The 12,466-nt window shown below is 52.2% G+C and carries 12 protein-coding genes; all 12 read right to left on the bottom strand.

Features of this window, described 5'->3' with window-relative positions; translation table 11 throughout:
• Positions 1-232: 232 nt before the first annotated feature.
• Positions 233-1,027 carry a cell division protein CpoB gene (gene cpoB, locus QLG09_RS14320; RefSeq protein ID WP_014169189.1) on the bottom strand — a complete coding sequence of 265 codons (795 nt, stop codon included), beginning with the start codon at positions 1,025-1,027 and terminating at the stop codon, positions 233-235.
• A 9-nt stretch (positions 1,028-1,036) separates the two neighbouring features.
• Positions 1,037-1,558 (bottom strand): peptidoglycan-associated lipoprotein Pal, encoded by a 522-nt coding sequence (gene pal, locus QLG09_RS14315; protein WP_003858578.1) that lies wholly within the window; start codon positions 1,556-1,558, stop codon positions 1,037-1,039.
• A gap of 35 nt (positions 1,559-1,593) precedes the next feature.
• Complete coding sequence (gene tolB, locus QLG09_RS14310; protein WP_025204648.1) at positions 1,594-2,886, bottom strand: Tol-Pal system beta propeller repeat protein TolB; 1,293 nt, start codon at positions 2,884-2,886, stop codon at positions 1,594-1,596.
• 130 nt (positions 2,887-3,016) lie between these two features.
• A complete protein-coding gene (tolA, locus tag QLG09_RS14305) occupies positions 3,017-4,306 on the bottom strand; it encodes a cell envelope integrity protein TolA (protein ID WP_047955237.1) in 1,290 nt (429 codons plus the stop codon).
• Positions 4,307-4,334: 28 nt separating this feature from the next.
• Positions 4,335-4,763 carry a colicin uptake protein TolR gene (gene tolR, locus QLG09_RS14300; RefSeq protein ID WP_014169185.1) on the bottom strand — a complete coding sequence of 143 codons (429 nt, stop codon included), beginning with the start codon at positions 4,761-4,763 and terminating at the stop codon, positions 4,335-4,337.
• A gap of 3 nt (positions 4,764-4,766) precedes the next feature.
• Positions 4,767-5,459: a Tol-Pal system protein TolQ gene (gene tolQ, locus QLG09_RS14295; RefSeq protein ID WP_014169184.1), complete on the bottom strand. Its 693-nt coding sequence runs from the start codon at positions 5,457-5,459 to the stop codon at positions 4,767-4,769.
• Positions 5,456-5,860, bottom strand: a complete 405-nt coding sequence (gene ybgC / locus QLG09_RS14290; protein ID WP_014169183.1) for a tol-pal system-associated acyl-CoA thioesterase — start codon at positions 5,858-5,860, stop codon at positions 5,456-5,458. Before ybgC ends, tolQ begins: the two co-directional genes overlap by 4 nt.
• Before the next feature lie 148 nt (positions 5,861-6,008).
• Positions 6,009-6,299: a cyd operon protein YbgE gene (gene ybgE, locus QLG09_RS14285; protein ID WP_020884961.1), complete on the bottom strand. Its 291-nt coding sequence runs from the start codon at positions 6,297-6,299 to the stop codon at positions 6,009-6,011.
• Entirely contained in the window at positions 6,299-6,412 is a 114-nt protein-coding gene (cydX, locus tag QLG09_RS14280; RefSeq protein WP_049023272.1) for a cytochrome bd-I oxidase subunit CydX, read from the bottom strand. The genes ybgE and cydX overlap by 1 nt, the downstream gene beginning before the upstream one ends.
• A 14-nt stretch (positions 6,413-6,426) precedes the next feature.
• Positions 6,427-7,566: a cytochrome d ubiquinol oxidase subunit II gene (cydB, locus tag QLG09_RS14275; protein WP_014169180.1), complete on the bottom strand. Its 1,140-nt coding sequence runs from the start codon at positions 7,564-7,566 to the stop codon at positions 6,427-6,429.
• 15 nt (positions 7,567-7,581) lie between these two features.
• Positions 7,582-9,150: a cytochrome ubiquinol oxidase subunit I gene (gene cydA, locus QLG09_RS14270; protein WP_020884962.1), complete on the bottom strand. Its 1,569-nt coding sequence runs from the start codon at positions 9,148-9,150 to the stop codon at positions 7,582-7,584.
• Positions 9,151-9,828: 678 nt separating this feature from the next.
• Positions 9,829-12,465, bottom strand: a complete 2,637-nt coding sequence (gene mngB / locus QLG09_RS14265; protein ID WP_049023273.1) for a mannosylglycerate hydrolase — start codon at positions 12,463-12,465, stop codon at positions 9,829-9,831.
• Position 12,466: the final 1 nt, after the last annotated feature.

The following is a 12,466-nucleotide window of genomic DNA, read 5'->3' as shown; positions in this document are numbered from 1 at the left end:
GGTCGTGCAGGATTCGAACCTGCGACCAATTGATTAAAAGTCAACTGCTCTACCAGCTGAGCTAACGACCCACTTTTACGCTGTTTTCACGTTGTTTGATATCCCGTGGCAACGGCGGCATATATTACTGATTTAAGAATTCAGCGCAACAAAAATTTCGATGAAGATCACTTAACTGCTTACGAATCATGCTGCACGACCAGAAATAACGCGATTTCTGGTCATGCGATAATCATCCCATCGAATTCAGACGTTTTTGCGCCTGCTTCGCACCTTCGGTGCCAGGGAATTTAGCAACCACCTGCTGATAAACCGCTTTCGCTTTCGCAGTGTCACCTTTGTCCTGCATGATGACGCCGACTTTAAACATCGCATCAGGCGCTTTTGGCGATTTCGGGTAATTTTTCACCACTGAGGCAAAATAAAACGCCGCATCGTCCTTTTTACCCTTGTTGTAATTCAGCTGACCCAGCCAATAATTTGCATTGGGCAGATAAGTAGAATCAGGGTATTTCTTCACAAAGTTCTGAAACGCAACGATAGCGTCATCCTGACGAGATTGATCCTGTACCAGGGCAATGGCCGCGTTGTAGTCCGTATTCGCGTCACCGCTCTGAACAGGCGCTCCCGTCGAGGCCGAAGCATCTGCCGCAGGAGCAGGGGTCGACGTCGCCGCACCGCTCTGATCGCCTGCTGCTGGCTGCGCAGCTGCGCCACCGCTGCTGAGACTATCCATCTGCAGCAAGATTTGCTTCTGACGTTCCACAACCTGGTTAAGCTGATACTGGCTTTCCTGAATCTGACCACGGAGAGAATCAATATCGTTTTGGTTGTCGGAAAGTTGTTGCTGGAGTTGGGTTAAAAGCTGACTGTGAGCGTTAGAAATACGCTCGAGTTGAGTGACCCGGTCTTCTACCGAGCCTGAGCCGACACTACTGATTGGTGCCTGAGCAAAAGCGGCCCAGGGGGCCGCTATTCCAACCAGTAACGACAGACTCAACAGATGATGTCTGAAGTTACTGCTCATGCAATTCTCTTAGTAAACCAGTACGGCACGACGGTTTTTGGAGTAAGCCGCTTCGTCGTGACCCAGTACTGCAGGTTTTTCTTTACCGTAAGAAACGATGGAGATCTGGTCAGCAGAAACGCCTTTACCCTGCAGGTACATTTTAACGGCGTTAGCACGACGCTCACCCAGGGAGATGTTGTACTCTGGAGTACCACGTTCGTCCGCGTGACCTTCTACGGTGACTTTGTAAGACGGGTTGCTACGCAGGAAGTTAGCGTGAGCATCCAGCATCGCAGCGAAGTCAGAACGGATGTCGTATTTATCCAGATCGAAGTAAACGATGTTGTTCTGCTGCAGCTGCTGCATCTGAAGACGCGCTTGCTCTTCAGAAGACATGTTGCCATTGCCATTCGCGTCCATACCGGTACCGGCACCCATCATGCCTTCGCCGCTCTGGTCATTGCTTGCATTCTTGTTAGAAGAACACGCTGCGATTGCCATTACAGGCAGAGCGATCATCAGCCCCTTCAGCACTTTGTTCAGTTGCATTTCTATGATTCCTTTAGTAATCAATTAATTATTATTTACAGATACGGCGACCAGGCAGGTGATTTTACCTGTCCATCAGTTGCCGGAATACGCGCTTTGAAACGCCCATCTGTAGAAACCAGATTCAGCACAGATCCCATCCCCTGAGAAGAGCTGTAGATTACCATAGTGCCGTTAGGTGCCAGACTTGGCGTTTCATCCAGGAACGTTGACGACAGAACTTGAACGCCACCCGCTACCAGATCTTGTTTGGCAATGTGCTGCTGCCCACCGTTGGAGCTGACCATTACCATAAATTTACCGTCGCTGCTCACATCTGCGTTTTGGTTCTGCGAACCTTCCCAGGTAATACGCTGTGGAGCACCGCCGTTGACGTTCACTTTATAGATTTGTGGACGACCTGCCTGGTCAGACGTAAATGCCAGGTTCTGGCTGTCCGGGAACCAGGACGGTTCGGTGTTGTTGCTGCGACCATCGGTCACCTGGCGAATTTGACCAGAGCCAATGTCCATCACGTACAGGTTCAGGCTACCGGTTTTAGAGAGCGCAAACGCCAGTTTGGTACCGTCCGGAGAGAACGAAGGCGCACCGTTGTGACGAGGGAACGACGCAACCTGACGAACAGCACCGTTAGCCAGCGTCTGGATAACCAGCGCTGAACGACCGCTTTCGAAGGTAACATAAGCCAGTTTAGAACCGTCCGGAGACCAGGCTGGAGACATCAGCGGCTGAGAAGAACGTTTCACCAGGAACTGATTGTAACCATCGTAGTCAGATACGCGCAGCTCATACGGGAACTGACCGCCATTGGTCTGTACCACATAAGCAATACGGGTACGGAACGCACCTTTAATGCCGGTCAGTTTTTCAAATACCGCATCGCTGGCAGCGTGTGCCGCGTAGCGCAGGTACTGTTTAGTGACCTTGTAAGAGTTCTGTGCCAGAACGGTACCCGGTGCACCGCCGGTATCAACCAGCTGCCATGCAACGTTGTAAGAGCCGTCCGGGTTAGGTGTAACCTGACCAACAACGACAGCATCAATACCGAGTGCAGACCATGCAGCAGGCTGTACTTCCTGCGCGCTGCCCGGCTGCTGAGGCAGACGAGAACGATCTAATGGGTTGAATTTACCGCTGTTACGCAGGTCAGCCGCAACGATGCCACCGGCATCTTCAGGCGCAGCGCCAGGACCGGCCCACTGGAACGGAACAACACCGATTGGGCGTGCCGAATCCACCCCCTGGGTGATCTCGATACGTACTTCTGCGTGCAGTACTGCTGCCCACAGCATTAAAAAACCAAATGCTACACGTAATGCCTGCTTCATCATATCTCCCTTATCCGGGTAACCTTACCCACGATAATTTAGCAGAATGTTAACAAACCCAAATAGACAAAACTACTAAACACTCGTTAGGACAATAGACTGTTTTTCATACTTCCGTAAGGACAGTCGATTACAGTTTAAAGTCCAGTTTGGCATCTTTTATCCGTTCATAAACAGCCTCACTAGGCGGTTTAGGAATGTTCGCCGACCTTGCAGCGGCCAATGCTGCCTGACAAAGCGCAGGATCGCCCCCTTCAGAGGTCACGCTTTTCAACCTACCATCTGGCGCAAGGTTGATATGCAGTACACATTGTTTGCCCTGATAGATGCTTGCATCAAACAGGCGGTTCTGAATCGCAACCTGGATTTGCTTAGCATAAGCGCTGATATCAGCACCCGTCGTCCCACCATTGGCACCAGAAGTACCACTGTCTTTAGAGGGCTGACCACTGCCTTTCGCACCACCGCCCGCTTTCGGCGCATTCTTACCAGAACTCAGATCGCCCAGGAGATCGTCAACGCCAGCGGCATCCGCGGCTTTCTCAGCGGCGGCCGCTTTTTTGGCGGCGGCTTTCTCTGCAGCTGCTTTCTTATCGGCTGCGGCTTTTTCTGCTGCAGCTTTTTTGTCAGCAGCCGCTTTCTCGGCGGCGGCTTTCTTCTCTGCTGCGGCTTTTTCAGCAGCGGCCGCTTTTTCTGCTGCAGCCTTCTCGGCAGCAGCCGCTTTCTTCGCAGCATCGGCAGCAGCTTTCTTCTCTGCTTCCTGAGCGGCTTTCTTCGCGGCTTCCGCTTCAGCTTTTTTCTGAGCATCAGCAGCAGCTTTTTTTGCCGCTTCCGCTTCAGCTTTCTTCTGAGCATCAGCAGCGGCTTTCTTCGCCGCTTCGGCTTCAGCTTTCTTCTGAGCATCGGCTGCGGCTTTCTTCGCCGCTTCCGCCGCTAATTTTGCCTGAGCATCAGCTTGTGCTTTCGCGTCCGCCGCGGCTTTGGCTGCCGCCTCTTCCGCCTGCTTCTGCTGTTCCTGAGCTTTCTTCGCGGCCTCTTCAGCTTGCTTCTGCTGTTCCGCCTGCTCTTTCGCCGCTTCCTGCGCCTGCAAACGTTCTTTCTCAAGCTGCTTCAGTCGCTCCTGCTCAGCGGCCTGCTTTTCACGCAGTTCTTCCGCTTGCTGTTGCGCCTGTTTTTCACGCTGCTCTTCAGCCCGTTTTGCACTCGCCTTCTGCTGTTGCTCGCGGTTATAGTTCTGCACTACCGCACCGGGATCCACCATGACGGCGTCAATGGAAGAGCCTCCACCGCCGCCCGATGATGCATCAATGTGCTCGTCGAACGAACTCCAGATCAGCACTGCAAAAAGAATAACGTGCAGCACTGCGGAGACGATTATCGCTCGCTTAAGCTTGTCGTTCTGTTCGGTTGCCTTTGACACTATCGGTTCCCAAAAACTACGCAGATGATCAAATAGGCTGAGTCATTAAGCCAACTGACTTAACGCCCGCGCTATGTAGCAAGTTCAGCGCTTTAATAATTTCATCGTATGGTACGTCTTTCGCGCCACCGATTAAGAAGACCGTTTTCGGATTTGACTCCAGGCGTCGCTGCGCTTCAGCAATAACCTGCTCAGGTGGCAGTTGATCCATACGATCTTTTTCTACCACTACGCTGTATTGCCCTACACCGGAAACCTCAATGATGACCGGAGGATCGTCATTGGTGCTTACCGCCTGTGATTCTGTCGCATCCGGCAGATCAACCTCCACGCTCTGGGTAATGATGGGTGCTGTCGCCATGAAGATCAGCAGCAGTACCAACAGAACGTCCAGCAGTGGAACGATATTGATTTCGGACTTGAGCTCGCGACGATTTCGTCCACGCGATCTGGCCATGGTTTACCCCTTGTTACTCTCGGTACTGGTAAACGCCTGACGGTGCAGAATCGCGGTGAACTCTTCCATAAAGTTGTCGTAGTTCAGTTCCAGTTTATTCACGCGCTGGTTCAGACGGTTGTAAGCCATAACCGCCGGGATCGCCGCAAACAGACCGATAGCGGTCGCAATCAGTGCTTCTGCAATACCCGGGGCAACCATCTGCAACGTCGCCTGCTTCACCGCCCCCAGGGCGATAAAGGCGTGCATAATCCCCCAGACCGTACCAAACAGACCAATATACGGGCTGATGGAACCAACGGTCCCCAGGAAAGGAATATGCGTTTCAAGGTTTTCCAGCTCGCGATTCATGGAGATACGCATCGCACGCGAGGCACCTTCCACAACCGCTTCAGGCGCGTGGCTGTTTGCGCGATGCAAACGAGCAAACTCTTTGAATCCGCTATAGAAAATCTGTTCGGAGCCTACGAGGTTATCACGGCGTCCCTGGCTTTCCTGATACAGACGAGAAAGCTCAATACCCGACCAGAACTTATCTTCAAACGCTTCTGCTTCACGGCCAGCCGCATTGAGGATACGCGTTCTCTGGATGATGATGGCCCAGGATGCGATTGAAAAACCAATCAAAATCAACATGATAAGTTTAACCAGAAGGCTTGCCTTCAGGAACAAATCAAGGATATTCATGTCAGTCACTGCTTAAACTCCGCGACAATAGACTTAGGAAGCGCACGAGGCTTCATTATGGTTGGATCAACACAGACGATCAGGACTTCAGCTGAGTTCAGTACCGTATTTTCTGCATTGACTATCCGCTGCGTGAAAACCATTGAGGTTCCGCGCATTGATGTAATTTCAGTTTGGACTTCGAGCATATCGTCGAGTCTGGCAGGCGCAAAATACTCAAGCGTCATCTTGCGAACCACGAAGGCAACTCGCTCAGCCAACAGCTCCTGTTGACTAAAGTGATGATGGCGCAGCATCTCTGTGCGTGCCCGTTCATAAAAAGCAACGTAGCTGGCGTGGTAAACCACACCCCCGGCATCGGTATCTTCGTAATAGACACGAACCGGCCATCGAAACAGCGTTGTATTCACTTTACATCCCGGTAATGCAACAAAAGTTAGAGCTTTTAAACTTCGCTACTATACGCGCGGGAAAGATGGTTTGGAATGGGAGAAAGTAAACGGAGAGTAAATTTTTATGGGCCAGGGTAAGCCCATATCATTAACGGACATTTCTTATTCAGAAGAAGAAGAAAATCAAGCCAGCGAGAAGCACCAGATCGGCGATAAGTGGGCAGAAAATCCCCTGCCAGTGCAGCGCTTTCGGACGAAAGCCTACGCCGTGGATCACACCTGCGCACACCGCCCACATAATGAGGAAGCCGTGCCAGATCTCAAGCTCGCTGGTCTTCGCTGCAAAGCGCGAAGGGTCCCAGAAGATACAACCTGCCAGCAGTAATGCCATCACTAAAGAAAGCGCCCTTAACGGGCGCTTATCCATTACCGCGTAAAGCGTCGCGATAATGTTCATTAGTATTTGTCTTCACCTGCTTTAGACGCTTCGACGTGCTCAAGCGCCAGGGCAGTAATGACACCAAATGCACAGGCAAGAAGCGTCCCTAAAATCCATGCGAAATACCACATATTCAGCTCCTTACTTAGTACAGAGAATGAGTGTTGCTTTCAATATCTTCTTTCGTGATACGACCGAACATTTTCCAGTAACACCAGGCGGTGTACAGCAGGATAATCGGTACGAACACGCAAGCAACATACGTCATCAGGTTAAGCGTCAGCTGGCTGGACGTTGCATCCCACATGGTCAGGCTTGCATTCATCATCGTGCTGGACGGCATGACGAATGGGAACATCGCGATACCCGCAGTCAGAATAATGCACGCCAGCGTCAGTGAGGAAAATACAAATGCCAGGGCACCTTTTTCCAGACGTGACGTCAGTATCGTCAGCAGCGGCAGCAACACACCCAGTGCCGGAATAGCCCACAGAACAGGCATATTGTTGAAGTTCACCAGCCACGCGCCAGCCTGACGTGCTACTTCTTTCGTCAGCGGGTTAGACGGTGCCGTGTGGTTAATTGCAGACGTAATGACATAACCGTCGATACCGTACATCACCCATACGCCGGCCAGTGCGAAGCACACCAGGGTAATAAGCGCAGCAACCTGCGCCGTTGCACGAGAGCGAAGATGCAATTCACCTACGGTACGCATCTGCAGATAGGTCGCACCCTGAGTAATGATCATTGCCACACTCACCACGCCTGCCAGCAGACCAAACGGATTCAGCAGCTGGAAGAAGTTACCGGTGTAGTAAAGACGCATGTATTCATCGATGTGGAACGGTACACCCTGCAGCAGGTTACCGAACGCCACGCCAATCACCAGCGGTGGAACGAAGCTACCAATGAAGATGCCCCAGTCCCACATGTTGCGCCAGCGGGTGTCTTCAATCTTGGAACGGTAGTCGAAACCAACCGGACGGAAGAATAAAGAAGCCAGCACCAGAATCATCGCCACATAGAAACCGGAGAACGCAGCCGCGTAGACCATCGGCCAGGCAGCGAACAGCGCGCCGCCTGCGGTGATCAGCCACACCTGGTTACCGTCCCAGTGCGGGGCGATGGAGTTAATCATGATTCGACGCTCGGTGTCATTACGACCGAGGAAACGGGTGAGCATCCCCACCCCCATGTCGAAACCGTCAGTGACTGCGAAACCGATCAGCAGAATACCGACCAGCAGCCACCAGATAAAACGCAATACTTCATAATCGATCATTTGATGACTCCTGTCTTAGCGTGCCGGCTGAGTAGTCGCACCGGACTGCTCGTAGTGATAGCGACCGGTTTTCAGGCTGCTTGGGCCAAGGCGCGCGAACTTGAACATCAGGAACAGTTCAGCCACCAGGAACAGGGTGTACAGACCACAAATCAGCAGCATGGAGAAGATCAGATCGCCTGCAGTCAGAGAGGAGTTCGCTACCGCCGTTGGCAGCACCTCACCGATCGCCCATGGCTGACGGCCATATTCCGCAACAAACCAGCCGGATTCGATAGCAATCCACGGCAGTGGGATACCATACAGCGCGGTACGCAGCAGCCATTTTTTCTCACCGATGCGGTTACGAATCACGGACCAGAAGGACGCCGCAATGATCAGCAGCATGATGATGCCGCAGCCCACCATGATACGGAATGCGAAGTACAGTGGCGCCACGCGTGGAATGGAGTCTTTGGTCGCCATCTGGATCTGCGCTTCCGTCGCGTCGGAGACGTTCGGGGTATAGCGTTTCAGCAGCAGACCGTAACCCAGATCTTTCTTCACATCGTTGAACTGGTCACGCACGGCCTGGTCGGTAGAACCCGCACGCAGCTGCTCCAGCAGCGCGTAGGCTTTCATACCGTTACGAATACGGCCTTCATGCTGCACCATCAGCTCTTTCAGACCCGTCACCTGCTTGTCGACGGAGCGGGTGGCAATGATGCCGAGCGCGTAAGGAATTTGAATGGCGAAGCGGTTTTCCTGTGCATCCTGGTCGGGAACACCGAACAGAGTAAAGGCAGCAGGCGCGGGTTGGGTTTCCCATTCGGCTTCGATAGCGGCCAGTTTGGTTTTCTGCACGTCACCCATTTCGTAACCGGATTCATCACCCAGCACGATAACAGAGAGGATTGCAGCCATACCGAAGCTTGCAGCGATAGCAAAGGAGCGCTTAGCAAACGCGAAGTCACGACCACGCAGCATGTAGTAAGAGCTGATGCCCAGTACAAACATCGCGCCGCACACATAGCCAGACGCCACGGTGTGAACGAATTTAACCTGTGCGACCGGGTTCAGCACCAGCTCGGCAAAGCTGACCATCTCCATACGCATAGTTTCGAAGTTGAAATCAGACGCGATAGGGTTCTGCATCCAGCCGTTCGCGACCAGGATCCACAGTGCGGACAGGTTCGAACCGAGTGCCACCAGCCAGGTCACCGCCATATGCTGGACTTTGCCCAGACGGTCCCAACCGAAGAAGAACAGACCTACAAAGGTGGATTCGAGGAAGAAGGCCATCAGACCTTCAATGGCCAGCGGCGCACCGAAGATATCCCCAACGTAGTGAGAATAGTAAGACCAGTTAGTCCCGAACTGGAACTCCATGGTCAAACCGGTAGCCACGCCCAGTGCAAAGTTGATACCAAACAACTTGCCCCAGAACTTGGTCATATCTTTATAAATCTGTTTGCCGGAGAGGACGTAGACCGTTTCCATGATGGCCAGCAGGAACGCCATACCGAGCGTTAGTGGCACAAACAGGAAGTGGTACATCGCGGTCAAGGCAAACTGTAAGCGCGACAGTTCGACTATATCTAACATCATGACTCCTTGCTCATCGCATGAAGACTCCGAGAGTGAACCCCGTTAGAAAAGGATTCACACACATGCCCCAATACAAATTATTCGCATCCATGTCGTCGCGCTTAGCCTGAGAAAGGATAAAAGCAATGACGATAGGTTACAAATACGTTAATAAAAAACTCAAATTGATCCCGCAAATATAATACGCTGCAAAACCCTTACAATAAACAGGTTTTTATTGAATCACATTTACGTTTTTCGACGGCGATCAATTTATAGCAAAATTACCACTTTTCAGCCATTTTGATCGGGGACAATTTACCGCCTTTCGACACCTTTTTCCAAGGATTAAACTTTGATTTAAATCAAAAATCACCGTTTCTGTTAACCATGTTTAAATGTGGTGTGAATGGTAAAAACCTTGTTAATGCTATGTGTACAACGAGATATTTGGAGTTATCAAAAGCAAGAAAGAATATAAACAGACGTGATTTATTTTAACGCTGAAGAACAACGCATCTTTACATTCGCCTTAACGTATAAAGGTAGTCGTCAGCACGTTTTTTTTCCATTGTGCGACGACAGCCGCAGATAATTACATTTATTTTACCTGCGACACGCTTAAAATTAACACCTCAATGTGACTATTCAATAAAAAAGGCTGCCCTGCGTGCAGCCTTTTGTTCACTTCAGACGCTACCTTTCCGTTTTCAGGCTAAAAGTCCGCGATTGCCCAGGTCTGAACAGGCCCGTAATGCCCTTTTCTTCTCCCCTGCCAGTCAGCACCTGTTCATTTAAATCCGTCTCGCAACAGCCTTTAAGCGCCTGATTCCACGATAGAGAGGCATCACAGGACACAGATTCCGACGGATTGAACAGACGAAGGATAAGCGCTTCCCGATCCTCCGCCTTTTTTATCGCGCTCATAACACAGCCTGTCGGCGAAAGGGTCAGCAGGCTGTATCTGTCTGGCGTGCTGAACGACGCACGGTTAAGCTTCATGGCATCCCAGGGGATTTTGTTATAACACTGGACGGGGGTAAGCCACGCTTTCGCCTGCTGAGCAACGCCGGCGTTCTCGGGAGAGCCGCTAAAACTCAGAAGGCTAAAACGGCAATCGAGCCTGCCCCGAAGCTGCGAGTCCGGAACGGCCATTTTTATGCCGGACGGTCGGCCCGGGCGCAACAGCAAATCTTCCTTTCCCAGCACGCCCACACCGCGTAGAAGGGTCAGAGCAAACGCTTTTTCTGCCTCCCCGACCACTTCAAATTCGCGTAACCCTTCTGTCAACAGGGCGAGCCCGTTTCGTTCTTGCTGCAGCACGGCGTAGTTAAGTAAATTCCAGACGGGAACCGGTGCCTCTTTCCAGCCCTCTTCTTGCCAGTTAGCCATCGCGTCATCGCGAACCGGGCGCGTTATGGAGCCAAACTGCGTATCTGACAGTACCTGCTCCGTCATAAACGGCGTCGGAATAAGTACGCGGACCCGGTGATCGTCAGCCTGATTATCCAGACGCGCCACAACATCTACACGCCTGCTGTTATGGCTGAGAGTGACCTCAAATTCCACCGCAAGAGCGCCATTGCGCAGGCGGGCCGACCGCTCGGCCAGGTTTGCCGGAACGGCGATGCGATGCTGGATCACCGCCCTGCTCTGCCAGGCTTCCTGTATCACCTCAACATGATGCTGCCCGTGCGCTGAAGTGAGCCGCCACTCTTCCCGGGAAGGCGAGTAGTCGTACTCATCGCCATCATCCGACCCCTCTTCAATTTCCAGTACGCGGTCATAAATAAGTCCGGATTCTTTATCACGCAGGCGCAGCGTGCCATCGTCATTTATATCAATTTGCCAGAAGGCGTTTTCCAGCAGAGCATCCGTTTTTGCCCTCGCGGGCAGCCTTTTTTCAGGAGCCTGGGGCTCGATGTAAAGCGTGCGGTATCCCATCGCGGGCAGGATCTGACAGATTTGGATATCAAACTCCATAAACGGATCGTAATTACCATAGTGCACGATTTGCCGGTCAATCAGCCCCGGGTCAATTTCCCGGGCGCTGCGAATAAAACAGGGGATCTCATTGCCTTTATCATCCCGCAACCGGAACTGGCTCGCGCGCAGACGAAGGGTGGTGTTAATCACCTCTTCACGGGGCCAGGGCATCAGATTGAACATCACCAGCTTGTCGGCCTCGCTTTGCGGCATATTGTCGACAATCTTGCGCATCGAGAAACGCGTGAGGTTATCGGCCATGTCTTCAGCGAGCGCAAACCGGGCCATAATCTCACGATGCACTTTGTCGCTGCAGCAGCAGCCAATGCTGTCGTGAGCATGATTCTTGAGGATCTCTTTCCACATTTTCTCCAGCAATCCGTGGTGATACTCGAAGCCCAGCATCCAGGCGAGCGCCGCCAGCGGTTCGAGGATATTCACGATTTTGTTTTCAATGCGGGCATGAGCAATTTTGATGTCCATCCGTGTGGAGCCGATTGTCCGGTGTACACGCATGTATTTGCCGTCGATAAACTCCCCTTTCAGCGTCGCCAGTTCGTCACGGTGCGCTTCAGTATGTTCAAAGACCTCCTCAAACCGGCTCATCACAAATTTCCGCTGCGGGTACATCTTTCGAAGGGTATCCATCACCGCGAAAATGTTCTGCTGGAGGGGCATCTGGTCGTGACCGTTAGGCAGCAGAATCTCTTTCGTCACGGAAGCGTTCTCCAGCAATGTAAGCCAGGTATCGAGCCGTTTACGCAGCCCCGCCTCATCCTCCGGTAAGTACTTACCAATCGCGTAGCCCAGCGGTAGTACCTGCGCCGTAACTTCGCTGCCGTCTGCGCTCTGCCATAAAAATTCTGTTTTATCGGTGCCGTGACGCTCAGAACATCCGCGCCAGAACAGCGTGCGGGTGATACCAAAGCCGTTATAGATATGCGGAAGTTGCCCGGACATGCCAAACGAATCCGGCAGATACCCTATTTTCATCGGCTCACCGAATTCCATGCAGTCGCGCATCCCGTACATCAGATTGCGAACGATCGATTCGCCGCTGACTATCGTGGTGTCGGTCTGGGTATACCACGGCCCGATAATCAGCTTTCCGCGCTCAACCAGCGCTTTTACCCGGGGCCGGTTGTCCGGCACAACGGCGAAGTAATCCTCCAGTACCGCGGTCTGTCCATCGAGAACGTAGTATTTATACTCTTCGTCCTGCTCCAGACGGGTCAGGATCTCCTCCATGTTATTGACCAAAAGGATCCGCGACGCTTCGGTGGTGAAATACCACTCACGGTCCCAGTGCATATGTGGCGTGATATGAACGCGAGATACAGCTTTCATC

It is taken from the genome of Enterobacter sp. V89_11, from assembly GCF_029967775.1.
GTDB classification, from domain to species: Bacteria; Pseudomonadota; Gammaproteobacteria; order Enterobacterales; family Enterobacteriaceae; genus Enterobacter; species Enterobacter ludwigii.
The sequence above is the reverse complement of the archived record's forward strand: the minus strand, read 5'-3'. Positions and strand labels throughout refer to the sequence as shown.